Genomic DNA, 25,471 nt, shown 5'->3' on the forward strand with positions numbered 1-25,471 from the left:
TGCGCGCCGCGATCGGAAAGCCCGGCCGAGAGCATCGGCCGGGCTTTTTGTTTGCGCACGCTAAAGCGCGATGCGGTTAGGATGAAGCGTCACCGCGCTTTAGGTTATTGTTTGAGCATGATCTTTTCGGAAAACCGCTTCACACTTTTCCGGATCATGCTCTATCGCGCCGCCTGGATCGAACGCAGCACCTCTTCGCTCGGCCAGCAATCGACCTTGAGGCCCGCCGACTTCTGATAGGCGCCAAGCGCCGCACGCGTCTGCATGCCGGCCTTGCCGTCGATCTTGTCCTTGTAGAGTCCGGTCCGCATCAATCCGCGCTGCATGGTCTCGACGTTCTTGGTGCGCAATTGCTTCGAGGCGGACCAGGGCGTTGCGAACGGCAGCGGGCTCGTCATGCGGTCGCTGAGATGGCCGACGAACAGCACGTAGAGATCGGAGAAATTGTATTCCTTGATGACGAAGTAATTCTTCGTGGTCAGGAATGACGGGCCGTAGATGCCTTCGGGCTGGAGCAGCGAGGCCGGCTGCGCCTGCTCGGCGGCGCTGAGCTTTTGGCCGCGTACCGGGACAAAACCCTCGCGCAGCCATTGGCCAATCGGCTTCGTCACCTCCGGCACGCCCGTCGTGCAATCGACCTTCGCCGGCGCCTGCACCTCGTAAGCCCAGCGCACGCCGCTCTGCCAGCCCTTGTTGACGAGCTGCTGCGCAGCCGAGGCCAGCGCATCCGGCACCGAGTGCCAGATGTCGATGCGGCCATCGCCGTCGAAATCGACGCCATGCTTGTAATATTCGGATGGCAGGAACTGGGTGAGGCCGGTCGCGCCGGCCCAGGACGAGCGCATGTCCTTGCGCGTGACGACGCCTTCATCGAGGATCTTGAGCGCGGCAATGAACTCGTTGCGATACTGATCCTTTCGGCGTCCGACATAGGCCTGCGTCGCCAGTACGCGCACCAGATCGTGGGGCAACGTGTGCCGGCCATAGTCTGTCTCGCGGCCCCAGATGGCGAGCATGACGGTCGCCGGCACCCCGGACTTCTTCTCGATCTCGTCCAGCGAGGTCCGATGCTTTTGGAGCAGCCGCTGTCCCTCGCCTGCAAGCCGCGCGATCGAGGCTTCCTTGACGTAGTCGGCCGGCACCTGCACGAACTCGGCCTGCGACGGCGCACCCGTTGCCGGCCGCCCGGGCAAGAGCAGATCGGGCAGCTTGTAATCGGGCTCCAGCCCGCGCGTTTGCGCATCGAACGTTGCACGCGAAACGCCGGCCTGTTGGGCCTCCGGCCACAACGAGGCGATGAACTGGGTGAAGGCGGCGTCGGCAGCACGGACGGCCGACCAGCTGCAGGCGATGACGATCCCCGCAGCGATGAGCGCCCGTCGCATCATGCCGCCATCACCGCGTCAGCTTCTTGTACTTCACGCGGTGCGGGATGATGCTGTCCTGCCCGAGCCGGCGCATCTTGTCCTTCTCGTACTCCTGGAAATTGCCTTCGAACCATTCGACGTGGCTCTCGCCCTCGAAGGCGAGGATGTGCGTCGCGATGCGGTCGAGGAACCAGCGATCGTGGCTGATGATGACGGCGCAGCCGGCGAAGTCCTCCAGCGCCTCTTCGAGCGCGCGCAGCGTGTCGACGTCGAGGTCGTTGGTCGGCTCGTCGAGCAGCAGGACGTTGGCGCCGGACTTCAGCATTTTTGCGAGATGGACGCGGTTGCGTTCACCGCCCGAGAGCGCGCCGACCTTCTTCTGCTGGTCCGCGCCCTTGAAGTTGAAGGACGAGCAATAGCCGCGCGAGTTGACTTCCTTCTTGCCGAGCAGGATCAGTTCGTTGCCGCCAGAGATCTCCTCCCACACGGTCTTCTTGCCGTCGAGCGCGTCGCGCGACTGGTCGACGTAGCCGAGATGCACGGTCTCGCCGACCGTGATCGTGCCGGAGTCCGGCTTCTCCTGAGCGGTGATCATCCTGAACAACGTGGTCTTGCCGGCGCCGTTGGGACCGATCACGCCGACGATGCCGCCGGGCGGCAGCTTGAAGGTGAGGTTGTCGATCAGGAGACGATCGCCAAAGCCTTTGCTGAGCCCCTCGAAATCGACCACGTTGGCGCCGAGCCGCTCGGCCACTGGAATGATGATTTGCGCGGTCTGGGTCTGCTTCTCGCTCGCCTTCTTCAGCAGCTCCTCATAGCGCTGGTAGCGCGCCTTCGACTTGGCCTGGCGGGCCTTCGGCGACGAGGCGACCCATTCCTGCTCGCGCGCGAGCGTCTTCTGGTGCGCCGCATCCTCGCGGCCCTCCTGCTCCAGACGCTTCTGCTTCTGCACCAGCCAGGACGAGTAATTGCCCTCGTACGGGATGCCGCGGCCGCGATCGAGCTCGAGGATCCAGCCCGTGACGTTGTCGAGGAAGTAGCGGTCGTGGGTGACGATCAGGATCGCACCGGGATAGTTGCGCAGGTGCCCTTCCAGCCACGACACGGATTCCGCGTCGAGATGGTTGGTCGGCTCGTCCAGCAGCAAGAGTTCGGGCTGGTCGAGCAGCAGGCGGCACAGCGCGACGCGGCGGCGCTCACCGCCCGAGAGTTTCGTCACGTCGGCATCGTCGGGCGGACAGCGCAGCGCGTCCATGGCCTGGTCGACCTTGCTGTCGAGATCCCACAGGCCCTGGGCCTCGATCTCGTCCTGCAGCTTGGTCATCTCGTCGGCGGTCTCGTCCGAATAGTTGACCGCGAGCTCGTTGTAACGGTCCAGGATCGCCTTCTGCTTGGCGACGCCCTGCATGACGTTTTCGCGCACGGTCAGCTTGGAATCGAGCTGCGGCTCCTGCTCGAGATAGCCGACGCGGGCGCCCTCGGCGACCCAGGCCTCGCCGGTGTATTCCTTGTCGAGACCGGCCATGATCTTGAGCAGGGTCGACTTACCCGAGCCGTTGACGCCGAGCACGCCGATCTTGGCGTCCGGGTAGAAGCTCAGATGGATGTTATCGAGCACCTTCCGGGTCGGGTAGCTCTTGGTCAGGCCCTGCATGAAATAGATGAACTGGCGCGCCATCGGTCCCGTGAAACCTTCGATTTGAGGAAATTTGCTTCGCCAGCGATGTAGCGATCCCGCCCCCAAAGGGCAACGTTTTCCGTCCGTTCACCACGGATGAATACGGTCAGGAAACCATCCGGCCACCGATCCGGACAATTGAAACCATCTTTTAATAAATCAGGCCAAAGCTCGGTTTCGCGCGGAAACAGCGCCACCCGCTCAGAACGAACGGGGAGCACAGCGAGGCCGCATCATGGCTCTGATCGAGACCCATTCTCTTCCTGTTCCGGCAGGAGCCGGGCGCGACTCCGGGTTCGCCTCGGAGATCAAGGCCTTCTGGAAGCGCTTCTTCGTCACCGCCTTCAATCCCTACCGGCCCGAACTGCATTACATGCGCGGCCCCGGCCCCGCCTGGCGCGCCAAGCACGGCATGGATGCACCGTTCCGCCTGAAGCCCCGCGACGTCTGAGCGTATCGGACTTTTGAAGACGCAGGCTGCTTGCGCGCCGGCGCGATTGCGCGCAAACCATGGCCAGGTTCCGATGACGGCGCCCGCCTGGCGCCTTCACCTCTCGCCATGGATGAACGCTGATGAGCCGGCTGCGCTGCGCAATCCTCGACGACTATTTCAATCTCGCTCTCGACGTCGCCGACTGGCCGAAATTGTCGGATCGCGTCGACGTCACCGTGTTCAGCCATCCCTTCGCCTCCGAGCAGGCCGCAGCCAGTGCGCTCACCGACTTCGAAATCATCTGCGCGATGCGCGAGCGCACGGCGTTTCCCAAGAGCCTGTTCGATCGCCTGCCGAAGCTGAAGCTGCTGCTGACCTCGGGCATGCGCAACGCTGCGATCGACATCGAGGCCGCGAAAGCGCGCGGCATCGCCATCGGCGGCACGCAATATTCCCGCGATCCGACGGCGCCGCTCACGATGGGCCTGATCCTGGAATTGACCCGCGGCATCGGCCGAGAGAACGCGCGCATGCATGCGGGCGAGTCCTGGCAGACATTTGCCGGAGTCGAGATCGAAGGGCTGACGCTCGGCGTCGTCGGGCTCGGCAAGCTCGGCAGCAAGATGGCGGGCATTGCGAAGGCGTTCGGCATGAACGTGATCGCCTGGAGCCCGAACCTCACCGCGGAGAAATGTGCGGCGGCCGGCGTCGGCTACGCCTCCAAGGAGGAGCTGTTCGCCAAGGCCGACATCGTCACCATCCACGTGGTGCTGAGCGAGCGCTCGCGTGGCCTCGTCAGCCGCGCGGATCTTGCGCGGATGAAACCGACGGCCTTCCTGGTCAATACCGCGCGCGGGCCGATCGTGGATGAGCAAGCGCTGCTGGACGCTTTGCAGCAGCGCAAGATCGCAGGCGCCGGCCTGGACGTGTTCTCGGTCGAGCCGCTGCCGGTCGACCATCCCTTCCGCAAGCTCGACAATCTCGTGCTGACGCCGCATCTGGGCTACGCCACCACGGATGGTCTGCGCATCCATTACGGCCAGATGGTCGAGGCGATCGACGCCTTCACCAAAGGCGGCGAGCTGCCGCGGAAGCTGGCCTAAAACGAAAAGGGCGTGCCGACGGCACGCCCTTCGCAATCTCATCGAGTTGAGGCCCTCAGCGCACGGTGACCGGCGCGGGCAGCGGCGGCACAACGGTGGGCTGCGTCCCCGGGACCGGGCCCGCCTGGGCGGACATCGGAGCCGGCCCGGCAGCGCTCTGCGTCGGCGCGGCGGAGGCCGTCGCCGTTCCCGGCGGCGGACCACCCGGCATCACGACAACGCGGGTGCCGACCTTGACGCGCTCGAACAGGTCGGAGACGTCCTCGTTCAGCATGCCGATGCAGCCGGAGGAGACGAACTTGCCGATGGTCGAGGGCTGGTTGGTGCCGTGGATGCGGTAGACGGTCGAACCTAGATACATCGCGCGGGCGCCGAGCGGATTACCCGGGCCGCCGGCCATGAAGCGCGGCAGATAGGGCTGACGCTCGATCATCTCGGTCGGCGGATGCCAATCCGGCCACTCGGCCTTGCGGGTGATCTTCTGCACGCCCGTCCAGGTGAAGCCGTCGCGGCCGACTCGGACGCCGTAGCGGATCGCACGGCCGCCTCCGAGCACGTAATAGAGGTAGGTGTTGGGCGTATCGACCACGAGCGTGCCGGCCGGCTCCTTGGTCTGGAACGCGACCTCCTGACGGCGCAGGTTCGGCGGCAGCTGCACCGGCGCGGCATCGGGCTGCTCCTCGGGCGGCAGCGCGGCCAGGGTCACCGGGCGGCCATCCGTGCCCACGGGCGGCTGTCCGGCCTGGACCGTCCCAGTCGCGGAGGGACCGCCCACAGACTCGGGCGGACGCAGGCCATCGTTGGCGGGCGATTGCTGAGGCGGACGGTCGGCGTAGATCACCGCCGGCGGACCGGCGGGGCGGCCGTAGCGGGGATCGTCGGGCGACATCACGGGGCCCTGCGGCGCGGCCGAATAGACCGGCGGGGCGCCAGCCGGGCGCCCATAGCGCGGATCATCCGGCGACATCACCGGACCTTGCGGCGGGGCGGCCGAATAGACCGGAGGCGCGCCCATCGGACGACCGTAGCGCGGATCGTCGGCCGGACCGGGCGGGGGCAGCGAGGCATGCGGCATCGCCTCGTCGTCTTCGTCGAGCGCGTCGAAATTCGGCATGCGGTCACCGGGCCGATATTCGGCCGGTGCGCCATAGCTTGGCACCTGCTGGATCGGATAGCTCTGAGCCTGAGCGAGCGAGGTTCCCGCCGCAGCGACTGTTGCGGCAGCGCATATCGTCAGAAAGTGTTTGATCATCATCGCTCTTGTATAGTCCCCAAGCCCGACCGGACCGTTAACGGCCAGATGACGGAAGATAGCGGCACATTCAAGACATATCAGGCGTATTTGCGCCGGATTTGCCGATTTGTGATCCGCAAGACTACCGTTGCCCCGTTGCATCACGGGGCTGAAATCGTATCGCGCCTTCGATTGGCGCGATGGTCGACCGCGATTTTAACGGAACGATGCGGAGACGTTGCGATATGGTCGAATCAGCCTGATTCGCCACCTTTTTGAGCTCCGATCCCGCGTGGCGAACGCGGCAAGCAGTACCGTCACCGCGTTCAGATGGCTCTTGAGCCCCGGCCACTCCGCCGCCGGGGCGGAAATTCGCAATCGCTCAATGCTTCCCGGCTTTCGCTTCCTGTTTGCCGCGATCCTGCTGTCAACCTCCATCCTGGTGTTCGGCCTAGGGGCCGCCGCTCTGCTCCGGGCGACCCATCAGCAATATGTCAACAACCCCGGCTGGCGGAACGGGCCGCAGGAGCAAATGTTTGCGCAGGCGCCCGAGCCGGCCCAGCCGGTGCTCGCGGTGCTGCGGACCGAGCCGGAGCCACCTGCCGAGACCACGCCATCGCTGCGCGACCAGGTGCCGACCATCGCTCTGCCCCTGAGCGAGCCCGAACAGGTTGCTGCACTGACGACCGAGACCGACGTCCAGCCCGAGGCCGCCGCGCCCCTGGCTGAAGTGCCGGCCATCGAAGCAGCCAAGCCCGAACCGACCGCGACGGCCGCAGCGCCGGCTTCCATCGATACGCTGACCCCCGCCGACACCACGGCCGGGATTCCCGAGGCCCAGCCTGCCGCAATCGCCAGCGAGCCGGAACCAGCTGACCCGGCCCTCGCCGCCGCGGCGCTCGATGTCGCCTCCGCAAGGCTCGCTGCGCTGAACGCCGCCACAGCGGCGACGGACGCGCCGGCGAAGGTCAAGGCCGAGAGCAGCAAGGCCGAGAGCACCAAGTCGGACAGCAAGGCGACCAAGCGCAAGGCGAAAGCCAAGAAGCGAGCCCGCGTGGTGCGGCGCCCGCCGCCTCAGCAGTTGCAGCAGCAGCTCGATCCGTTCGGTCAGCAGCAGCCGGCCTTCGCGACAACGACGACCGCACGCACGCGGTGATCTTACTTCTTCACCTCTCCCCGCTTGCGGGGAGAGGTCGGAATACGCGCGTCGCGCGGATTCCGGGTGAGGGGGTACAGGTCCGTCGATAGTCTCATCGTGTGGAGAGAGGCCCCTCACCCCAACCCTCTCCCCGCAAGAACGGGGCGAGGGAGCGCACCGTCATCGTGGCTGCAACCTCAAGCCGGGCCGGTCGCGATGGCCGGGCCGCCGGCCTGGCCCCATTCCGACCACGAGCCGTCATAAAGCGCGGTGTCGGTGATGCCGAGGCGGTAGAGCGCGAGCGTCAGCACGCCGGCCGAGACGCCGGAGCCGCAGCTCGTCACGATCGGCGCATCCAGCTTGACGCCGGCATTGGTGAAGGCGGCACGGAGCTCGTCGAGCGGCTTCATCTCGCCGGTCGCGGCGTCGAACAGCAGATTGTAGGGCACGTTGCGGGCGCCGGGGATGTGACCGGAGCGGATGCCCGGGCGCGGCTCGGGCGCGCGGCCTTCGAAGCGATCGGCGGCGCGCGCGTCGATCACCTGCTCGTTGCGGCTTTCGACATTGGCGATCAGTTGCTGCATGCTGCGCACGCGGTTTGCGTCATAGCTCGCCGTGAAGGTCGTCGGCTTCGGCTTGACCTCGCCGCTCTCGGTCGCGCGTCCCTCAGTGCGCCACTTCTTCAGACCGCCATTGAGAATGCGCACGTTGCTGTGGCCATAGGACAGGAACATCCACCACGCACGCGGCGCTGCGACCCAGCCGCCGGCATCATAGAGCACGACGGTGTCCGCGTTGGAGATGCCGAGATTGCCGACGTCGCGGCCGAACTGCTCGGCGCTCGGAAACATGTGCGGCAGCGGGTTGGAATGATCCGACACCGCATCGACGTCGAAGAACACGGCGCCCGGCAGATGCGCGGCGAGATAGTCGTCCTTCGGCAGCGGCAGCACGCCCGGCAGCTTGAAGCTGGCGTCGAGGATCTTGACGTTGGCATCGCCGATGTGAGCGGCGAGCCATTCGGTGGAGACGAGGGGGTCGGTGGCGGTGGTCATTGAAGCATTCTCCGTTGGTCATTCCGGGGCGTGCGAAGCACGAGCCCGGAATCCATCGTGCCTCAGACTCTGTGGATCAATGGATTCCGGGCTCACGCTTCGCGTGCCCCGGAATGACGGGTGGAGAGGGCAAGGCCCTCACCCCTTCTTCTTCGGCTCCCACTTCTCCGTGGGCCCGCCGGCATCGCGCCAGGCTGCGTAGCCGCCGGCGATGTGGGCGACGGGCTTGAGGCCCATGTCCTGCGCGGTCTTGGCGGCGAGCGCGGAGCGTAAGCCCCCGGCGCAGTGGAACACGAACTTCTTGTCTTCCTGGAAGATCGGTTTTGCGTACGGGCTCTGCGGGTCGATCCAAAATTCGAGCATGCCGCGGGTGCAGGCGAAGGCGCCGGGGATGCGGCCGTCGCGCTCGATCTCGCGGGGATCGCGGATGTCGACGATGACGACGTCGCCGTTCCTGGATATCTCGATGGCGTCCTTGGCGGTGAGCGTCTCGATCTCGGCATTGGCCTCGTCGATCAGCGCCTTGATGCCGCGGGTGATGGTCTGGGGCACGTGCTTCTCCCTCTTGTTGTCATTCCGGGGCGCGCGTAGCGCGAGCCCGGAATCTATTCCTCTACATGCACTGCGGCCCGATGGATTCCGGGTTCGCCCTTCGGGCGCCCGGAATGACGACGGGAGGCATCAATGCGTCAATTCCTTCATCGCGGCTTCCAGCCCCTCGATCGTGATCGGATACATCCGATTGGCGAAGATGCGCTTGATGATGGTGGTGGATTCCGAATAGTCCCAGTGCTTCTGCTGCACCGGGTTCAGCCACACCGTATGCGGATAGGTGCGGATGATGCGGTCGAGCCAGACCGAGCCGGGCTCCTCGTTGACGTGTTCGACCGAGCCGCCGGGCACCATGATCTCGTAAGGCGACATCGAGGCATCGCCGACGAACACGACCTTGTAGTCGTGCGGGTATTTGTGCAGCACGTCCCAGGTCGGCGTGCGGTCGGTGAAGCGGCGCTTGTTCTGCTTCCACACGCCCTCATAGAGGCAATTGTGGAAGTAGAAATACTCCATGTGCTTGAACTCGCTCTTCGCCGCCGAGAACAGCTCCTCGACCTGCTCGATATGCGCATCCATCGAGCCGCCAATGTCGAAGAACACCAAGAGCTTCACCGCGTTGCGCCGCTCGGGTCGCATGTGCACGTCGAGATAGCCGTGATTGGCGGTCTCGCGGATGGTGGTGTCGAGATCGAGCTCGTCGGGCGCGCCGGTGCGGGCGAATTTGCGGAGGCGCCGCAGCGCCACCTTGATGTTGCGGATGCCGAGCTCGACATTGCCGTCCAAATCCTTGAACTCGCGCTTGTCCCACACCTTCACGGCGCGGTTGTTGCGGTTCTTCTCCTGGCCGATCCGCACGCCCTCGGGGTTATAGCCGTGCGCGCCGAACGGCGAGGTGCCGGCGGTGCCGATCCATTTCGAGCCGCCCTGGTGCCGCCCCTTCTGCTCCTCGAGGCGCTTCTTCAAGGTCTCCATGAGCTTGTCCCAGCCCATGGCCTCGATCTGCTTCTTCTCTTCCTCCGTCAGGTACTTTTCGGCGAGCTTCTTCAGCCACTCCTCGGGGATCTCCGCCTTCTCCATGGCGTCGAGCAGGCTTTCCAGCCCCTTGAACACCGTGCCGAAGACGCGGTCGAACTTGTCGAGATTGCGCTCGTCCTTCACCAGCGAGGCGCGGGACAGATAGTAGAAATTCTCGACCGTATAGTCCGCAAGGTCGGCGTCGAGCGCCTCCATCAGCGTGAGGTATTCGCGCAGCGTCACGGGGACCTGCGCATCGCGCAGAGAGGTGAAGAATTGCAGGAACATGGGTGACAGATTGCCCGTCGGGTGGCGAACGTCAAGGGGCGGAGGCCGCTGCGGGACGCTGGACCGGCAGGCATTTTGCTCTAGAATTGCCGGCCTCAAGGGGTTGTTTGGGGGACGTTTGCAATGGGAATTCTCGCAGCGCTGATCATCGGCGCCATCGCCGGCTGGCTTGCGGGCAAGATTGTCCACGGGGCGGGATTTGGGCTGGTCGGCAACATCGTCGTCGGCATCATCGGCGCGCTGGTGGCGAGCTGGGTTCTGCCACAGCTGCACATCCAGCTGGCAACGGGCACAATCGGCGCCATCGTCAACGCCACGATTGGCGCGGTGATTGTGCTCGTCATCCTTTCGCTGATAAAACGGGTCTGAAAGCCTGACCGAACCAGGAACGGCCGCCGCGAGCGGCCGTTCGCTTGTCGTGACCGAGGCCATTGATACTGACAATGCCTCGCGACGACGACCAACAAGGACGCGCAATGAAATTTACCGGCACCAAGGACTACGTTGCGACCGATGACCTCAAGGTCGCCGTCAACGCTTCGATCGTGCTCGAGCGCCCGCTCCTGGTGAAGGGCGAGCCCGGCACCGGCAAGACGGTGCTGGCGGAGGAAGTGGCGAAGGCGCTGAACGCGCCGCTGCTGACCTGGCACATCAAGTCCACCACCAAGGCGCAGCAGGGCCTCTACGAATACGACGCGGTGTCGCGCCTGCGCGACAGCCAGCTCGGCGATGCGCGCGTATCCGACATCCGGAACTACATCAAGCGCGGCAAGCTGTGGGACGCCTTCACCAGCGAGCAGCGCCCGGTGCTCCTGATCGACGAGATCGACAAGGCCGACATCGAATTCCCCAACGATCTGCTGCTCGAGCTCGACCGCATGGAATTCCATGTCTACGAGACCGGCGAGACGATCAAGGCGAAGCAGCGCCCGATCATGATGATCACCTCCAACAACGAGAAGGAGCTGCCCGACGCGTTCCTGCGCCGCTGCTTCTTCCACTACATCAAGTTCCCCGACGCCGACACGATGGGCCGCATCATCGACGTGCACTTCCCCGGCATCAAGAAGCGCCTGGTCGAGGAAGCGCTGCGCATCTTCTTTGAGGTGCGCGAGGTCCCGGGCCTGAAGAAGAAGCCGTCGACCTCGGAGCTGCTCGACTGGCTCAAGCTGCTGCTCAACGAGGACATGAGCGCCGAGCAGCTGCGCGAACGCGACCCGCGCAAGCTGATTCCACCGCTGCACGGCGCGCTGCTCAAGAACGAGCAGGACGTGCATCTGTTCGAGCGGCTGGCGTTCTTGAGCCGAAGGGAAGTGTAGGCACGCCGTAACGCCTCGCACGGTGCCGTAGGGTGGGCAAAGGCGCATAGCGCCGTGCCCACCATTCCTCCGTGATGGATGCAGATCGTGGGCACGCTTCGCTTTGCCCACCCTACGATATCGAGTGTGTCGCGAGCAGCCTCCCGATCCCGTCATTGCGAGCGCAGCGAAGCAATCCAGTATCCCTCCACCGCAGTAGTCTGGATTGCTTCGCTGCGCTCGCAATGACGGAGCAAGGGGCAACGGCGTCGTTCTCCGACTCGCATCTCTATTGCAGACACAGCTTCGCAGCCTCGCGGCTCATCTCGCCCGAGCTTTGCTTCATTCCATCGCCTCTTCCGAACAAAGAGGGCGCAGGGAAGACCGGGTGCCGACGGGCACCCGCGGTCCGCTGCGCGAAAAGCACACGCAGAGAAACCGCACAGCAGCATACAGGTGTCGCCGATCACTCGGCCTTCCCTGCGCGATGGTCGGACGGCTTATGCCGTGCTCTCCCGGGAGCCGAATTCCTTCTGGCCTCCCTCGCCCCGCGAATTGACGATGCCGTCTGCCCGGTTGGGCTCGCGCGCATCTCCGCAAAGGGCTTGACCGTAGCAACGACGGCCAGGACCACACGGTTTTGCCGTACGCAGCTCATCCGGCTTCGCCAAGAGGCTTCGCCGGACTTCAGCGCCGTTCGTCTGCACGCGGCCTCGGGCTCACAGGGACTACCCGCCCTACCCGCACCCATCGTGCCGACGCTGCCGCGTCCACCGCAACCCGGCCCGCGTTTCGAACGACTCGCGAACCGCCCCTCTTTCGTGAGCCGGGCTGGTTCGATCTATGCCGCAATTCCGAATTTCGGTAAAGCGGAATATTTTTATGGAGAGGGGTTGACGGGGTGACGGGGTGTTTTGCCCGACGGGCTACGGGCCGTGAAGCGTCGCCGCCCACTCCAGCGCCGGCAGCACCGTGCCTACGAGCAGACCATATGAGAAGGCCTTTTGAACTGGTGTGGGCCGAGGAAACCATCCTATTCCGCCCATGAAGTACATTATCGCCCAGAGGCCGGCAAGGAGGGTCCAATCGCGCCAGCCCACGCGGAGCAGCAGACCGAGCGGAATAGCGGTGCAGAGAAAGACGATGCCGCAGATGGCAATCTGGCCAACGGATTGCCGCTCAGCACCGGATTGGGGCATTTGGCGTTTTGCCTATGGGTGAAGCGCGTAGGGCGGATTGGCCGAAGGCGTAACCGCCACGGCTCGTTTTCACATCGAAAGAAACGGTGGGTTACGCCTACGGCCGCGCTTCGCGCCGCCGCTGGCTAACCCACCCTACGAAGATATCACGCCACCGCTGCGTCCGGAATCCTTGCGGCTTCCAGCGGCTGCTTACCGCGGATGAGGTCGGAGGCGCGGTCGGCGATCATCATCGTCGACGCATTCAAATTCGCCGAGATCATGCGCGGCATGACGGAGGCGTCGATGACGCGGAGGCCTTCGAGGCCGTGGACGCGGAGGTGGTCGTCGACGACGGCCCAGGTGGAATCCGCCGGGCCCATGCGGCAGGTGCAGCCGGGGTGGAAGGTGGTGGTGCCGCGTTGGGTGGCGGCGGCTAGGAATTCGTCGTCGGTGTTGACGTTGGGGCCGGGGAAATCCTCGTAGGCGTAATAGGGCGAGAGCGGCGCACTCTTCAAGAGGCGCCGCGCCAGCTTCATGCCGCCGACGATGACGCGGCGGTCGAGCTCGGCGTCGAGATAATTGGTCTGGATGATCGGCGGCGCGAACGGATCGCTGGAGCGGATCCGGACATAGCCGCGGCTCTCGGGACGCTGCTGCCAGGACGCCACGGTCATGCCGGGCTCGTCCTCGAGCTGGCCCTGCACGCCTTCTTTGTAAGAAGCCGGCGTGAAGGTGAGCTGCAGGTCGGAGCTCTCGGCGCTCTCGCCGGAATGCCAGAAGCAATAGACCATGGTCGGCGACAGCGACAGCAGGCCCTTGCGCTGGGTCGCCCATTTCAACGCCTCGATCCACAGCGAGAAGCCGCGGCGGAGCTCGTTGATGGTCTTGATGTCCTTGACGCGCGCCACCGTGCGCGGGGCGTAATGGTCTTGCAGGCCCTCGCCGACAGGCAGCGCGTGACGCACGGCGATGCCGTGCTGCTGCAACAGGTCGGGCGAACCGATACCGGAGAGCTGCAGCAGCTGCGGCGAATTATAGCTGCCGCCGGACAGGATCACCTCCTTGTTGGCGCGCACCTCGACCGGCTGGCCGCCGCGGCCGCCCTTCATGTAGCGCACGCCGACCGCGCGCTTGCCCTCGAAGATGATCTCGGTCGCGTGCGCATGCGTATGCACATGCACGTTGGGCCGCTTCATCGCCGGCTTGAGGAACGCGGTCGCGCCGGAGACGCGCAGGCCGTTGTTGATGGTGCGCTGGCAGTAGGAGACGCCTTCCTGGGTCTTGCCGTTGTAATCGGGGTTGCGGGGAATGCCGAGCGAGACCGCGCCTTCCATGAAGGCCTCGCAGAGCGGATCGCGCCAGTTCATGGTGGTGACGATGAGGTTGCCGTCGCGGCCGCGATAGGTGTCCTCGCCCTCGCCGATCCGCTTCTCCAGCCGCCGGAAGTAGGGCAGCACGTCGGCATAGCCCCAGCCGCGATTGCCCATCTGCGCCCAGGTGTCGAAATCCATGCGCTGGCCGCGATTGTAGATGTGGCCGTTGATCGAGGACGAGCCGCCGAGCGTCTTGCCGCGCGGCGCGTAGATGCTGCGCCCGCCGGTCCACGGACCGGGCTCCTGCTGGTAGGCCCAGTTGATGCTCTTCATGTGGAAGGTCTTGATGAAGCCCGCCGGCAGATGGATGTAGGGATGCCAGTCGGACGGGCCCGCCTCGAGCACGCAAACGGAGGTGTTGGGGTCCTCGCTGAGCCGGCTGGTGAGCACGCAACCGGCGGAGCCCGCGCCGACGATCACATAATCAAATCTATCCATGGTCCCTCGGCCGCCCCTAGCGCGGCTTGTCGTTGAGTTGGAATTCCAGATGCGCCTGCACCGTCGGCCATTCGGCGGCGGTGATGCTGTAGACGACAGTATCGCGCAGCGTGCCGTTCGGCGCGATCTGATGGCTGCGCAGGATGCCGTCCTGCTTGGCGCCCAGGCGCTCGATGGCGCGGCGGCTCTGGTGGTTGAAGAAGTGGGTGCGGAACTCGACCGCAATGCAGTTCAGCGTCTCGAAGGCGTGGCGCAGCAGCAGCAACTTGCACTGCGTGTTGAGCGGGCCGCGCTGCGCGCTCTTGCCATACCAGGTCGAGCCGATCTCGACGCGGCGATTGGCGGCGTCGATGTTCATGTAGGTGGTCATGCCGACGATGGTGCCGCCGGCATCGAACACGGTGAAGGGCAGCATCGAGCCCGCGGCCTGCAGGCCGAGCCGACGGTCGATCTCCTTGCCCATGTTCTCCGGCAGCGGGATCGCAGTGTACCACAGCTTCGACAGCTCGCCGTCCTTGACGGCCTCGACCAGCCCCTCGCCGTGATCATGCGCCAGCGGCTCGAGACGGGCGTGCTGTCCGCGCAGGGTGATGGGATCGGGCCAGGGCATTGATGTTATTCTCCGTTGTCATTGCGAGGAGCGAAGCGACGAAGCAATCCAGACTGTCACCGCGGACGCATTCCTGGATTGCTTCGCTTCGCTCGCAATGACGGTCACTAGCACCGTTTACGTGTTTAGGAAATTGAGCGGCAATCCGCCGCGCGGCCAGTCCATGGCAATAAGCTCGCCCTTGCCCGACAGCGTGATGTAGGCGGTCTTCAGCTCGGGGCCGCCGAAGGCGATATTGGTGGTCACGCGGTCGCCGGTCGGGACCTGTTCCACCAGGGTGCCGTCGGGCGCGATTACCGAGATGCAGCCGGAGACGAGGGTGGCGACACAGACATTGCCGCCAGCTTCCACCGCAAGCGAGTCGAACATCTGGTAGCCGCCGAGGCCGCAGATCGGCTGGCCGCGCTCGCCGCGATAGATCGGATCGCGCGGCTTGAGCGTGCCCGGCGCCGCGAGCTCATAGGCCCAGAGCCGCCCGGTCGGCGTCTCCGCGATGTAGACAATGTTCTCGTCCGGCGACAGGCCGATGCCGTTCGCCGGCAATACGCCATGCACGATTTCGACGATCTCGCTCATGCCGGGCTTGAGGTAATACATGCCGCCGACATCCATCTCGCGCGCGCGCCGCTTGCCGAGGTCGGAAAACCAGAGGCCGCCGTGCTTGTCGAAGACGAGGTCGTTCGGCCCGCGCAGATCGTGCGCGCCACATTTGGTCACGACGGTCTCGACCTTGCCGGATTGCAGATCGACGCGCTGGATCGCGCCGCCGAGATAATCGTCCGGCTGCGGACCCGGCATGATCATCTTGCCGGCCGGAATCCAGGAGAAGCCGCCATTGTTGCAGATGTAGATCTTGTCGTCGGGCCCGAGCGCGGCGCCATTCGGGCCGCCGGGAATCTTCGCCACGATCTCCTTGCGGCCGTCGGGATAGACGCGCGTCAGCCGCTGGCCGCGGATCTCCACCAGCACCACCGAACCGTCCGGCATCACGACCGGCCCTTCGGGAAATTCGAGGTCGGTGGCGAGAACGCGGACGTTGGACATTGGAGACCCTCCCGGCTGCTTGTTATGGCTTGCACGGGATGTCCGGCACGGGCCCCCGCAGGCAAGATTTGCCTGCGGTTATGGCAAAGTCGCCGGAGCTTGCCAAGCAAGCGGGACGGTATGCCAGCGTTGCGTGTTACTCTCTCACCGGTACCCAGATTTCAAAGCCGCCATGGCCGGTCGCCGGATCGAATTTTTCGTCATAGCGCTCGAAGTTCGGCGCGTCCGCGGCTTTCAGGCCAGACGCCGGCAGCCATTGATTCCAGATCGTGTTGACGGTGCGCCGGATCGAGGCGACGTGATCCTTGTGCGTGAACACCGCATAGCGCTGCTCCGGAATGCGGATGCGACCGAAGCGGCGCGGCAGGTCGGAGAAATCGGCGACCTCGACGCCGGCAATGTAATCGAAATTGCCGGCATCATCGCCGTTGCAGCAGACGCCGTAGGCGACTTGATCTTTTCCTTGGCCGACGCGCGCGGGAATGTCGGCGACCTCCCGATTGAAGCGCTGCCATAGACCGGGGATCATGGCACCGTTGTCGCAGGAGATGCGCTCGGCGGGGCCGGCGACGAGGAAGGCCTTTGCCGTCTCGAAGCGCGGTGGGGCGAGAGTATCGAGCATGGTGGAATCCATGAGAATCGGCTCCTGTAGCCTGAGCTGGTTGACGCACGCTGCCGCCCTCACCGCTTCGGGCGTGGTGCCGAATTGGTCGCGGAACGCGCGGGTGAAAGCTTCGTGCGAGCCGTAATCCGCCTCCAGCGCCAGTGACAGGATGTCGGGTGCGCCCTTTGCCAGGCTGTGCGCCGCCTCCGTCAGCCGCCGCGCGCGCACGTAGCGCATCACCGGCAGACCGACGGCTGCGGCGAACGCACGCACGATGTGGAACCGCGACACGCCCGAGATCGCAGCGATCTCGTCGAGCGTCATCGGCTCGGCCAGATGGCTCTCGATATACCAGAGCGCGCGCTGGGCTGGATTCATGGCGGTTCAGGCCCTCGTTCGAAGCGCGGCGATGATGCGCCGATCGGCATCACTTTGCTTGATCGGCATTGCTGTCGTTTGCATGAGGATAGCCGGTCAATGGAAGCTGGCAACGCCCCGGTGTTCGTGGCTACACTCGCCGAAACCGCTCACGAGAAAGAGGAACCGGGTCATGGAAATCACCGATGTGCGGGCGCACCATATCCGCATCCCCTATGATGCCGGTGTCGCGAGCTTCCGCCAGGGCGCGTCCGCCATCACCGCACTCGACATGGTCCTCGTCGAGGTCACGACCGATGCCGGGCTGACCGGCTGGGGCGATGCTTTCGCCTATATCTGCCCGCGCACGACGCGCAGCGCCGTCGAGGAGATGATCGCACCGCAGGCCCGCGGGCTGGAGGTGCCCGATGCGGCCGGCATCCCCGCCGTGATGGAGCAGATCCAGCGCAATTTGCATCTGTTCGGCCGCTACGGCATCACCATGTTCGCGATCTCCGGGCTCGATATCGCGCTGTGGGACCTCGCCGCAAAGATCAAGGGCGTGCCGCTGCACCGCCTGCTGGGCGAGATCAGGCGCCCGGCGATCCCGGCTTACGCGAGCCTGCTCCGGATCGGCTCGCCCGACAACATCGCCGCCGAATGCAGGAAGGCACTCGCGCTCGGCTATGGCGCGATCAAGCTGCACGAGACCACGACGCCTGCGGTGCTTGCCGCGCGCGAAGCGATCGGTCCCAACATTCCACTGATGGTCGACATGAACTGCCCGCTCACCGGGGAGCAGGCGATCGCTTTCGCGGCGACATGCCGCGACGCGCAGCCGATGTTCCTGGAAGAGCCGGTCTGGCCGCCGGAAGACTTCGCCACGCTTGCCGAGGTGCGCAGCAAGAGCGGGCTCGGAATTGCCGCCGGCGAGAATGCCTGCACCGAATATCAATTCCGCCAGATGATGGAAGCGGGCGCGGTCAGCCACGCCCAGCCGTCAGTCATCAAGGTCGGCGGCATCACGGAATTCCTGAAGGTCGCAGGCTTGGCCGATCGGCTCGGCATCAGGATCGTGCCGCACTCGCCTTACTTTGGCCCGGGCCTGCTGGCGACGCTGCATCTGCTCGCGACGCGCGACGACGGGCTGGTCGAGATGTTCTATTTAAAGCGCGAAGCCTGCCTCTGGGGCGGCCGCGCCGATGTCGATGCAAGCGGCCATGTCGCGGTGCCGGCGGGTCCCGGGCTCGGCTACGAGCCCGATCGTGGCGTGATGGAGCGATATCGCGTCGCGTGATCGACGCGCCTATTTCGCAGCATCCTTCGCCGGCGGCGCGTCCTGCTTCTTCTTCAGATCCTCAGTGGTCTTTGCGTGCGCGGCCTGGAGATCGAGAAGCGTCTTCTGCAGGCCGGCGATGGTCGTCTTCAACGCGTCGATCTGACGACCCGCCGCATCCAGCTTTTGCTGGTGGTCGAGGCTGAGCTTGGTGATCGTCTTCTGCAGGAAGTCGACATTGCTCTGGAGGCAGCTGGTACGGCGCTCCATGGTTTTCTCGACCGTGCAGATCTCGATGCCGGGCACGTCCTGCGCGAGCACCGGCAGAGGCGCCAGCGTGGCGAGCAGCAACATTGCGAAACAAATTCCGGCGTTTCGAAGCAGCATGAAAGTTCCTCGGCCAGTCGATCACATCAATGTGCGCTGTTTGCGCGCTGCAGCGTGAGGCTACCACACTCGCACCGCATTCTCGCGTTGAGCTTGGGCCCGTTCCCCTGGGACGGGGAGCAGTGGACCGCTTGCGGGAGAAGTGGGCGCTCTCCGCGGCTTTGTTTAGGGGAGATTGTTGGAATGGCAACGCGCGATAGACGTTTGGCGGAATTCGACGGCGCCGGAGAACCACCGCCGGGCCTGCCACTCGAAGTGCTGTGCGAGGATCACAGCGGGACATATCAACTGCCGTTCGCCTGCCGCTATGTCGAGGGACGCTGGCAAAACCACGAGGCCGGGATTGCGGTGGAAGCAACCGTGATCGGCTGGCGCCTGCCGCGCCTGAAGCAGCGCGGGGCCGCCTGAAGGCGGTGTCTGTTTCAAAATGCGACGGGGCCGCGCTGCGCTTTAACCTTCGGAACGCGGCCCGAACGAATCACGTCCGAATCAGCCGAAGCGCCTTGTACGCACCTGTTCACGGCTAGATCTCGCTGCGGTTCGGCAGGCGCGCACAATATCTGCGCAGCCGGCCGGATCGCAGGCGCCTGTCGCCGGGTCCAAAGGTTAATTGTTGCAAGGGCATAGCGCCGCGGTCCGCAGCGGAGGGCCGCCGCCCTCGAAACAGGCACAGCCGTGCAACGCCTGCCTAATATTCGACCTCGAGCTCCTCGATCTCGGCCGGCTCCTCCTTCGCCGCCGCGATCCATTCCTGCATCTCGGGCATGGACATGATGGTGTCGGCATAGGCCTTGAGCGGCGGTGCGAGCTTGACGTCATAGGTCACGAAGCGCGTTACGACGGGAGCGTACATCGCATCCGCCATGGTGCGCTTCTCGCCAAACAGGAAGGGACCGCCCGATTTCTCCAGGCAGTCGCGCCAGATGAACCAGACCCGGTCGATATCGGCCTGCGCCCGCGACCAGATCTTGAAGCCGGGAAAGTGCCCCTTCAGGTTGACCGGCAGCGAGGCGCGCAGCGTGGTGAAGCCGGAATGGATTTCGCCCGAGATCGAGCGGCAATGGGCGCGCTGGATGCGGTCGGCCGGCAACAGGTCGGCGTCCGGCATGACCTCGTTGAGATATTCGGCAATCGCCAGCGTGTCCCAGACCACGGCGCTCTCGTGCCGCAGGCACGGCACCAGGATCGAGGACGACAGCAGCAGGATCTCCGCACGCGCCGACGGATCGTCCGGCGCGGTGACGATCTCCTCGAAATCGAGCCCGGAGAATTTCGTCAGCAGCCAGCCACGCAGCGACCAGGACGAGTAGTTCTTGCTGCTGATGGTCAGTGTCGCCTTCGCCATAGAGCCCTTCCCTCACGCCTGGGCAACGCACCGCCGCGCGTGCGTGCCCGTGATCTGTGCCTACCCGACCGGGGCGCAGCAAGCGACGTGCCAATTTTCCGGGCGGTCCGGCTCCCGTCTGGCTTCGATATTGCATCACGACAGGAGGCAAGTGGGCGCTTCAGTATGATGTCGATGTATTATCAGGCTTTTCAGAACCACATGGACCTGACGGCGCCATGGCGCGCGGGGGCTTCGTCCGCACTCAAATTCCTCAATCTGGTGCCTCAGGGCTCATCGGACCAAGTGGTCGGCCGGCTTTCGGCCGCGCTGGAGCTGATCTCGCGCTCCACCCTCACCTATGACCGTCCCGCCTACGGCATCGACAGCGTCATGGTGGGCAACCGCGACGTCGCGGTCAGCGAGGAGATCGCCTACGCGACGCCGTTCGGCTCGCTGCTGCACTTCAGGAAACACGGCGTGGCCGAGCAGCCGCGCATGCTGCTGGTTGCGCCGATGTCCGGACACTTCGCCACGCTCCTGCGCGGCACCGTGAAGACGCTGCTGCAGGACCACGACGTCTACATCACCGACTGGCACAATCCGCGCGACATCCCGCGCAGCGAGGGCCGCTTCGGGCTCGACGACTACACCGAGCACCTGATCGACTTCCTCGGGCAGCTCGGGCCGCGCCCGCACATGGTGGCGATCTGCCAACCGTCCGTCTCCGCGCTCGCGGCCGCCGCGATCATGTGCGAGGACAACCATCCCTCGCGCCCGGCGACGCTGACGCTGATGGCCGGCCCGATCGACACGCGGATCCAGCCGACCAGGGTCAACGAATTCGCCAAGAGCAAGCCGATCGAATGGTTCGAGCGCAATCTGATCAACTACGTGCCGGTGCAGTGCCGCGGCGCTCTGCGCAAGGTCTATCCCGGCTTCGTGCAGCTCACCGCCTTCGTCTCGATGAATCTCGAGCGCCACATCAAGCAGCATCTCGACCTCGCCAACCACATCGCCAAGGGCGAGAAGGAGAAGGCCGCGACCATCAAGACCTTCTACGACGAATATTTCGCCGTGATGGATCTGCCGGCCGAATTCTACATCGAGACCGTGCGCGACGTGTTCCAGGAGCATCTCCTGCCGCAAGGCAAGCTGATGCATCGCGGCCGTCCGGTGAACACCAGGGCGGTCAGCCGCATGGGGCTGATGACGGTCGAGGGCGAGAAGGACGACATCTGCTCGATCGGCCAGACGCTCGCCGCCCAGGACCTCTGCACCGGCGTACGCGCCTATCGCCGCGTCCACCACATGCAGGCCGGCGTCGGCCATTACGGCGTGTTCTCCGGCAAGCGCTGGAACAACGAGATCTATCCGCTGCTGCGGGATTTCGTGCACGTGAATTCGTGAGGCGCACGCCGGGGCGCACGAGAGCTACTCTTCAAGCTCGTATCGCGCTGGGCCACGCGATGATTTGCCCTGACATCACAAGGCGGTTGCGCCCGCTCTCCTTGGCGGCGTAGAGCGCCTTATCCGCGGCCGCTATCAACGACGTGAAATCAGCATTATCGCCGAACGACATATGTGTGGCGCCACCAATACTGAGGGTGACCTGCTTGGATGGCGGGTTGAGCGCGTGCAGGATGCCGAGGTCTTGAATCGCTTGCCGGATTCGCTCGCCGACCTGCTCGCACCCTCCCGTGTCCGTATCTGGTAGCAGCAAGGCGAATTCCTCACCACCATACCGAGCGGCCAAGTCTGCTGGCCGCCGGGCCTGTTCTGCCAGGACCCCGGCGACCGAGCGGAGACATGCATCGCCCGCCTGATGCCCGTACTGATCATTGAAACTCTTGAAATGATCGACATCCATCAGCAACAGTGACAGAGGCCTTCCTTCGCGCCTGGCTCGGTCCCATTCCGCCTCTAGCCGCTCGTCGAAGTGTCTGCGGTTTGCCAAGTCCGTCAGGCCATCCGAACTGGCGAGAGCCGCCAGCTTATCCTCCAGGTCCTTACGTTCGGTCATGTCGCGCGAGATCGCCACCACGCCGTTGATGTCTCCACTCTGCGCACTCCTGGCGACGCGCAGCGCGGTTTCGATCCAGACCTCGCCTTTCTCGCGATGCCGAGTGCGATAAGTGATTCTCGCCTCCTCGGCTTCGCCGTTCATCAACGCGGAGATCGTCTCCTCAAGCCGCGCCAGATCCGCCGGATTTATGCCGGCGAGGGCCGACGTATCCACCAATTCGTTCGGAGCCCAGCCGAGGACTCGCGCGCTGGACGGCGACGTATAGAGAATCCGTCCATCGACCGCTATACGCATGACCATGTCTCCCGACTGCTCCGCGAGGAGACGAAAATCCGCCTCCTTGGCGATCAGAGCAGCGGCCATCTTCTGCCGCATGTGCAACTGGCGCACCAGCCAACCCCCCGCAACAGCGAGCCCTCCTATCAGTCCCAGCACCGCAACCACGCGCGTCAGCGCCGCTTTGCGCCAGGGGGCCAAGACGTCGTCTTCCGATTCCGTCGCAACCACGACAACAGGGTAGCGACTGCTGAGTTGATAAAAGCTCAGACGCCGAACGCCGTCGAGAGGCGACGTGAAGTAGTAGACGTCCGCACTTGGCCGATCGCGGAAATTCCTAAAAAGCGGTGCATTCGACAGATCGCGACCCGTATATCCGTTGTCCGGGCTACGCGCGAGGACAACGCCCTTCGCGGTCGCCAGTGCAATTGAGCCGTTCTGGCCAACGTCGAATCCGCGATAGAATTGCAAAAAATAGTCGACATCGATCGTGGTAAGAGCCACTCCGGCAAAACTGCCGTCAGGATGATCGAAGCGCCTTGACGCTGTGATGATCCATTGCCCCCCCGATCTGCTCCTCACTGGGCCCCCAATGAAGGTTCCTCGCTCAGCCACGGCGCGATGATGCTGGAAATACTCGCGGTCGCTGTTGTTGAGGCCGGCGAAATCCACGGGCTCGCTGGTTGCGAGCCAGCGGCCGGTCTCGTCATAGACGAACACAGCTCGAATCCGGTTCGCGGCTTTGCGCCGGGAAAGAAAGGTCTGAATCTTCGCGATCGCCGCCGGGCTGGTCCCCTCGAGTTCGAGTTGGCCGACCAACACATTGAGAACGGTGTCCGCGAGTTCGAACGTATCGTCCGCGTGTTGCGTCACCGACCGGGCCAGATTGGCCACGTCTGTTTCGGAGCCCTTCAGCAGCGTCTGTCGCTGGGACCACTCCCGCCAGCCGCTGAGCGCGACAATCGCCAAGCAAGCGACCGCCACGAATGCGGAGGCCCAGAGCGTCAGACGCCCCTTCCGAAGATCGCTGCGGTGATCGATCAAGAGATGCTCCCTGCACCCTCAACCCCGTAAACGCCTTGGGCTAAAGGATGGTTGCTCGTTCCGCTTGTGATTTTTTGGAGAACACCGGAAGGAGATTGACGGCATCGATGAGCGGCTTGACCGTCGATCGATAGCGCATGGACTGGTCCGGCGAGAAGGACAACACAGCAATCAACTCGGCGCGACGGCTTCGATTACTGTGCCGGCCACTCGGCCAAAGCCAGGTTCAGTAAAACTCGTCGGATGCAGGCTTCGAGCTCCGGCAAGAACTGCAAAATCGTCTGTCCGCGGTTGAGGCCGAATGACCATGCTCTCTGCCGGCAGACGCTCGGTCGGCGAGACCGACGCGGGCTTCGCGCCGCCTGCAACAATGTGGGGCAACGGTGCGGCCATCAACCAGATGTTCTTAAGCATCGCCCTATTCACCGAGCACGCGACGACACCTTTCCGCTTCAGACAAGCGACGGTAAAGAGCTTGCGGATCAGCAGGTCTCGTTCAAGCGACTGCGGCAATTTGAACTGCACCCCGATGAGCCGGCCCCTTTGTTGCGCAATCACCGCATCGACCCATCCGACCTGCATGATGTGCACGCGCAGCGGTTCTCCGGCGCGAGGACAGTCAATACCGGAGCCAAGCAGAACGCCGGCGCCAGAGAGGGAGATGTTGCTCACGCGTCCAGAAAGCTGCTCGCCGGTCACGGTCTGGATCAAGATAGTTTCGTCGATGTCGAAACGCTCCTCGGTACGTCCCATCCGCGCCTGCAGCGAGGTCATGCAGACGAAGAAAAGCACGACGATGTTCACGACCGACCAGAAGGCGACCATCGGTAGAGCGGCCGGATGATCGATGATGCGCCATTCCGGGATCGTGTTCAGAACCACACCGACAACCGTCAACGCCATCAAGACCGCCGACGGCCAGAATATCTCCGCAGCGTAACTTGCGCGCCGCGCGGCAGCGCCCTTCGGCGTCACCCTGAACGCATGTCCCGCCGGCTTGACGAGAGTCCCCAGCACCGTCGGCAATATCTTGAAGCTCTGGATCGTCGCCGACACCTGAGCGGCGAGCGGAAAATGCACGTGCGGCGCGAACCAGGAGATGCCGCCGTTGAGCGCCAGGATCGCGGGGAACAAGTAGTAGAACACCGATTCGGGGGTGACATCGACGACAGGCGCCAAGCCGGTCCACATGAACACGATCGGAACCACCACGACCATGAGCGCCCGCAAGCCCAATGAGAGCCAATGCGTCGGAAAGAAGAGGAGCCGATGCATCAAGCCCAGTCCGGGGCCGAGCGGACCGGCGGCGAGGTACAGCGTCTGAATCGCGCCACGCGCCCAGCGTTGCCGCTGCACGAAAAAGGCATCAAGGCTTTCCGGCGCCAGTCCAATCGCCAGCGGTTCGCAGAGATAGCGGGTGACGTATCCCTTGCGCAGCAGGACGAGCGTCAGCAGGATGTCTTCCGTAATGGACTGGGTCGGCAAGGCATCGCCTACCGCGCGGAGTGCTGCGCGACGCGTGACGGAGTTGGACCCGCAACAAAAGGCACCATCCCAGCCGTCGCGCGCGGGCATGATGGAATCGAAGAAGAACCGTTGCTCGTCCGGCAGTCCCCTGTGCAGGCCGAGATTCGCCTGCATCGGGTCCTCATTGTAGAAGGCGTGCGGGATCTGAACGATTCCGACCTTTGGATCAGCGAAGAAGCCCATCGTGCGCATCAGGAAATTGCGCTGCGGCACGAAATCCGCATCAAAGATCGCGAAGAACTCGCCGCTCGTCTTGGTCAGGGCATGATTGATATTGCCGGCCTTGGCATTCAAATTGTCGGCGCGCGTGAGATAGCCGGCGCCCTTTTGCGTGCAGAGTGCCCTGAGCCAAGGCCTGCGACCATCATCCAAGACCCACACCTGGACGTTCGGATAGTCCAGGCACAGCGCGCCGGTGATCGTCTTTTCCAGCACCTCGAATGGCTCGTCGTAGGTCGGAATAAAGACGTCGACCGAGGGCAGCTCATCATCCGGCAGGCTGCGAAGCCGACGCTCGTGCTGATCTGCTTCGCTTCGGCGATCGGTCCTGCGAAGGAACGTCAGATAGAGAATGAACTGATCTGTGAAAGTCAGAAGCTCGACGAACAGACAGAACCAGATCCAGCCGACCTGATACCAGGTCCCGCTTGCCGGCAGCACTGTGGTGAAAATACGCCATTCGAGATAGTGGGCCACCACAAGCCAAACCACAACAAAGACCGCAAGACGCGCCCAAGGGCGCGCGACCGGAAAGGTCGGCGCCAACAGATACATCGCAGCAAAGATGCCCAGCATCGGCGCGAACAGCTGAGAGAGAGGCAGAGTCATGGCTTGCATGGAA

Annotated in this window: 22 protein-coding genes; 8 read left to right on the forward strand and 14 right to left on the reverse strand. The window is 64.3% G+C overall.

Annotated features, from left to right (window positions below):
- Positions 1 to 161: 161 nt before the first annotated feature.
- Complete coding sequence (locus I6F31_RS02950; protein ID WP_225184659.1) at positions 162 to 1,388, reverse strand: lytic murein transglycosylase; 1,227 nt, start codon at positions 1,386 to 1,388, stop codon at positions 162 to 164.
- Positions 1,389 to 1,395: 7 nt separating this feature from the next.
- Positions 1,396 to 3,045, reverse strand: coding sequence for an energy-dependent translational throttle protein EttA (ettA, locus tag I6F31_RS02955; protein ID WP_036013197.1), 1,650 nt, complete (start codon positions 3,043 to 3,045; stop codon positions 1,396 to 1,398).
- Between the two features lie 235 nt (positions 3,046 to 3,280).
- On the opposite strand from ettA, the gene I6F31_RS02960 reads away from it, so the two are divergent.
- Both I6F31_RS02960 and I6F31_RS02965 read left to right on the forward strand, forming a co-directional pair.
- On the forward strand, positions 3,281 to 3,496 hold the full coding sequence (locus I6F31_RS02960; protein WP_036013194.1) for a hypothetical protein: 216 nt from the start codon (positions 3,281 to 3,283) through the stop codon (positions 3,494 to 3,496).
- Between the two features lie 122 nt (positions 3,497 to 3,618).
- Positions 3,619 to 4,581 (forward strand): D-2-hydroxyacid dehydrogenase family protein, encoded by a 963-nt coding sequence (locus I6F31_RS02965; RefSeq protein WP_036013192.1) that lies wholly within the window; start codon positions 3,619 to 3,621, stop codon positions 4,579 to 4,581.
- 55 nt (positions 4,582 to 4,636) lie between these two features.
- Here I6F31_RS02965 and I6F31_RS02970 read toward each other — a convergent pair whose 3' ends face one another.
- Positions 4,637 to 5,833 (reverse strand): L,D-transpeptidase, encoded by a 1,197-nt coding sequence (locus I6F31_RS02970; RefSeq protein ID WP_036013287.1) that lies wholly within the window; start codon positions 5,831 to 5,833, stop codon positions 4,637 to 4,639.
- A gap of 367 nt (positions 5,834 to 6,200) precedes the next feature.
- Between I6F31_RS02970 and I6F31_RS02975 the strand changes: the two genes are divergently transcribed.
- Complete coding sequence (locus tag I6F31_RS02975) at positions 6,201 to 6,971, forward strand: hypothetical protein (RefSeq protein ID WP_225151379.1); 771 nt, start codon at positions 6,201 to 6,203, stop codon at positions 6,969 to 6,971.
- 179 nt (positions 6,972 to 7,150) lie between these two features.
- On the opposite strand, the gene sseA is transcribed toward I6F31_RS02975, so the two are convergent.
- From sseA to I6F31_RS02990, 3 genes are all read right to left on the reverse strand, one after another.
- Positions 7,151 to 8,008: a 3-mercaptopyruvate sulfurtransferase gene (gene sseA / locus I6F31_RS02980; protein ID WP_036013189.1), complete on the reverse strand. Its 858-nt coding sequence runs from the start codon at positions 8,006 to 8,008 to the stop codon at positions 7,151 to 7,153.
- A 138-nt stretch (positions 8,009 to 8,146) separates the two neighbouring features.
- Complete coding sequence (locus I6F31_RS02985; RefSeq protein WP_036013188.1) at positions 8,147 to 8,560, reverse strand: rhodanese-like domain-containing protein; 414 nt, start codon at positions 8,558 to 8,560, stop codon at positions 8,147 to 8,149.
- Positions 8,561 to 8,689: 129 nt separating this feature from the next.
- Positions 8,690 to 9,865 carry a VWA domain-containing protein gene (locus I6F31_RS02990; protein WP_036013185.1) on the reverse strand — a complete coding sequence of 392 codons (1,176 nt, stop codon included), beginning with the start codon at positions 9,863 to 9,865 and terminating at the stop codon, positions 8,690 to 8,692.
- A gap of 123 nt (positions 9,866 to 9,988) precedes the next feature.
- Here I6F31_RS02990 and I6F31_RS02995 point away from each other — a divergent pair, with 123 nt between their 5' ends.
- Positions 9,989 to 10,234, forward strand: coding sequence for a GlsB/YeaQ/YmgE family stress response membrane protein (locus I6F31_RS02995; protein ID WP_036013183.1), 246 nt, complete (start codon positions 9,989 to 9,991; stop codon positions 10,232 to 10,234).
- A gap of 107 nt (positions 10,235 to 10,341) precedes the next feature.
- Positions 10,342 to 11,184 (forward strand): MoxR family ATPase, encoded by an 843-nt coding sequence (locus tag I6F31_RS03000; RefSeq protein ID WP_036013181.1) that lies wholly within the window; start codon positions 10,342 to 10,344, stop codon positions 11,182 to 11,184.
- Between the two features lie 1,324 nt (positions 11,185 to 12,508).
- Here the strand turns inward: I6F31_RS03000 and I6F31_RS03005 are convergent.
- The 4 genes from I6F31_RS03005 to I6F31_RS03020 all read right to left on the reverse strand — a co-directional run bounded on the left by I6F31_RS03005 (position 12,509) and on the right by I6F31_RS03020 (position 16,791).
- Complete coding sequence (locus I6F31_RS03005; RefSeq protein WP_225126041.1) at positions 12,509 to 14,155, reverse strand: GMC family oxidoreductase N-terminal domain-containing protein; 1,647 nt, start codon at positions 14,153 to 14,155, stop codon at positions 12,509 to 12,511.
- Between the two features lie 16 nt (positions 14,156 to 14,171).
- On the reverse strand, positions 14,172 to 14,765 hold the full coding sequence (locus tag I6F31_RS03010; RefSeq protein ID WP_225173630.1) for a GNAT family protein: 594 nt from the start codon (positions 14,763 to 14,765) through the stop codon (positions 14,172 to 14,174).
- 117 nt (positions 14,766 to 14,882) lie between these two features.
- The gene (locus I6F31_RS03015) at positions 14,883 to 15,809 is read right to left on the reverse strand and encodes an SMP-30/gluconolactonase/LRE family protein (RefSeq protein WP_225184660.1); all 927 of its coding nucleotides are present in this window, start codon (positions 15,807 to 15,809) and stop codon (positions 14,883 to 14,885) included.
- A 136-nt stretch (positions 15,810 to 15,945) separates the two neighbouring features.
- Positions 15,946 to 16,791, reverse strand: a complete 846-nt coding sequence (locus I6F31_RS03020; protein ID WP_057026982.1) for an AraC family transcriptional regulator — start codon at positions 16,789 to 16,791, stop codon at positions 15,946 to 15,948.
- A 172-nt stretch (positions 16,792 to 16,963) separates the two neighbouring features.
- Here I6F31_RS03020 and I6F31_RS03025 point away from each other — a divergent pair, with 172 nt between their 5' ends.
- Positions 16,964 to 18,067 (forward strand): mandelate racemase/muconate lactonizing enzyme family protein, encoded by a 1,104-nt coding sequence (locus tag I6F31_RS03025; protein ID WP_225184661.1) that lies wholly within the window; start codon positions 16,964 to 16,966, stop codon positions 18,065 to 18,067.
- A 9-nt stretch (positions 18,068 to 18,076) separates the two neighbouring features.
- Here I6F31_RS03025 and I6F31_RS03030 read toward each other — a convergent pair whose 3' ends face one another.
- Positions 18,077 to 18,433: a hypothetical protein gene (locus I6F31_RS03030; RefSeq protein ID WP_225139123.1), complete on the reverse strand. Its 357-nt coding sequence runs from the start codon at positions 18,431 to 18,433 to the stop codon at positions 18,077 to 18,079.
- Between the two features lie 183 nt (positions 18,434 to 18,616).
- Here I6F31_RS03030 and I6F31_RS03035 point away from each other — a divergent pair, with 183 nt between their 5' ends.
- Positions 18,617 to 18,841, forward strand: coding sequence for a hypothetical protein (locus I6F31_RS03035; protein ID WP_036028537.1), 225 nt, complete (start codon positions 18,617 to 18,619; stop codon positions 18,839 to 18,841).
- A 280-nt stretch (positions 18,842 to 19,121) separates the two neighbouring features.
- On the opposite strand, the gene I6F31_RS03040 is transcribed toward I6F31_RS03035, so the two are convergent.
- Positions 19,122 to 19,778, reverse strand: a complete 657-nt coding sequence (locus tag I6F31_RS03040) for a glutathione S-transferase family protein (protein ID WP_225184662.1) — start codon at positions 19,776 to 19,778, stop codon at positions 19,122 to 19,124.
- A 165-nt stretch (positions 19,779 to 19,943) separates the two neighbouring features.
- Here I6F31_RS03040 and phaZ point away from each other — a divergent pair, with 165 nt between their 5' ends.
- Positions 19,944 to 21,167, forward strand: coding sequence for a polyhydroxyalkanoate depolymerase (gene phaZ / locus I6F31_RS03045; RefSeq protein ID WP_081492994.1), 1,224 nt, complete (start codon positions 19,944 to 19,946; stop codon positions 21,165 to 21,167).
- A 31-nt stretch (positions 21,168 to 21,198) separates the two neighbouring features.
- On the opposite strand, the gene I6F31_RS03050 is transcribed toward phaZ, so the two are convergent.
- Complete coding sequence (locus I6F31_RS03050; protein WP_225184663.1) at positions 21,199 to 23,103, reverse strand: diguanylate cyclase; 1,905 nt, start codon at positions 23,101 to 23,103, stop codon at positions 21,199 to 21,201.
- A 171-nt stretch (positions 23,104 to 23,274) separates the two neighbouring features.
- Entirely contained in the window at positions 23,275 to 25,467 is a 2,193-nt protein-coding gene (locus I6F31_RS03055; protein ID WP_225184664.1) for a glycosyltransferase, read from the reverse strand.
- Between the last annotated feature and the right edge of the window lie 4 nt (positions 25,468 to 25,471).

Source organism: Bradyrhizobium sp. NBAIM01 (assembly GCF_020194115.1).
Taxonomy (GTDB): Bacteria; Pseudomonadota; Alphaproteobacteria; order Rhizobiales; family Xanthobacteraceae; genus Bradyrhizobium; species Bradyrhizobium yuanmingense.

What these genes read in the sequence shown, in the direction of transcription:
- I6F31_RS02960 (WP_036013194.1), top strand. Translation starts at nt 3,281, where the DNA reads ATGGCTCTGATCGAGACCCATTCTCTTCCTGTTCCGGCAGGAGCCGGG.
- I6F31_RS03040 (WP_225184662.1), bottom strand. Translation starts at nt 19,778, where the DNA reads ATGGCGAAGGCGACACTGACCATCAGCAGCAAGAACTACTCGTCCTGG.
- sseA (WP_036013189.1), bottom strand. Translation starts at nt 8,008, where the DNA reads ATGACCACCGCCACCGACCCCCTCGTCTCCACCGAATGGCTCGCCGCT.
- I6F31_RS02950 (WP_225184659.1), bottom strand. Translation starts at nt 1,388, where the DNA reads ATGATGCGACGGGCGCTCATCGCTGCGGGGATCGTCATCGCCTGCAGC.
- I6F31_RS03055 (WP_225184664.1), bottom strand. Translation starts at nt 25,467, where the DNA reads ATGCAAGCCATGACTCTGCCTCTCTCTCAGCTGTTCGCGCCGATGCTG.
- I6F31_RS03010 (WP_225173630.1), bottom strand. Translation starts at nt 14,765, where the DNA reads ATGCCCTGGCCCGATCCCATCACCCTGCGCGGACAGCACGCCCGTCTC.
- I6F31_RS02965 (WP_036013192.1), top strand. Translation starts at nt 3,619, where the DNA reads ATGAGCCGGCTGCGCTGCGCAATCCTCGACGACTATTTCAATCTCGCT.
- I6F31_RS03000 (WP_036013181.1), top strand. Translation starts at nt 10,342, where the DNA reads ATGAAATTTACCGGCACCAAGGACTACGTTGCGACCGATGACCTCAAG.
- I6F31_RS02995 (WP_036013183.1), top strand. Translation starts at nt 9,989, where the DNA reads ATGGGAATTCTCGCAGCGCTGATCATCGGCGCCATCGCCGGCTGGCTT.
- I6F31_RS03035 (WP_036028537.1), top strand. Translation starts at nt 18,617, where the DNA reads ATGGCAACGCGCGATAGACGTTTGGCGGAATTCGACGGCGCCGGAGAA.
- ettA (WP_036013197.1), bottom strand. Translation starts at nt 3,045, where the DNA reads ATGGCGCGCCAGTTCATCTATTTCATGCAGGGCCTGACCAAGAGCTAC.
- I6F31_RS02975 (WP_225151379.1), top strand. Translation starts at nt 6,201, where the DNA reads ATGCTTCCCGGCTTTCGCTTCCTGTTTGCCGCGATCCTGCTGTCAACC.
- I6F31_RS03005 (WP_225126041.1), bottom strand. Translation starts at nt 14,155, where the DNA reads ATGGATAGATTTGATTATGTGATCGTCGGCGCGGGCTCCGCCGGTTGC.
- I6F31_RS03020 (WP_057026982.1), bottom strand. Translation starts at nt 16,791, where the DNA reads ATGAATCCAGCCCAGCGCGCGCTCTGGTATATCGAGAGCCATCTGGCC.
- I6F31_RS02990 (WP_036013185.1), bottom strand. Translation starts at nt 9,865, where the DNA reads ATGTTCCTGCAATTCTTCACCTCTCTGCGCGATGCGCAGGTCCCCGTG.
- phaZ (WP_081492994.1), top strand. Translation starts at nt 19,944, where the DNA reads ATGATGTCGATGTATTATCAGGCTTTTCAGAACCACATGGACCTGACG.
- I6F31_RS02970 (WP_036013287.1), bottom strand. Translation starts at nt 5,833, where the DNA reads ATGATCAAACACTTTCTGACGATATGCGCTGCCGCAACAGTCGCTGCG.
- I6F31_RS03030 (WP_225139123.1), bottom strand. Translation starts at nt 18,433, where the DNA reads ATGCTGCTTCGAAACGCCGGAATTTGTTTCGCAATGTTGCTGCTCGCC.
- I6F31_RS03015 (WP_225184660.1), bottom strand. Translation starts at nt 15,809, where the DNA reads ATGTCCAACGTCCGCGTTCTCGCCACCGACCTCGAATTTCCCGAAGGG.
- I6F31_RS03025 (WP_225184661.1), top strand. Translation starts at nt 16,964, where the DNA reads ATGGAAATCACCGATGTGCGGGCGCACCATATCCGCATCCCCTATGAT.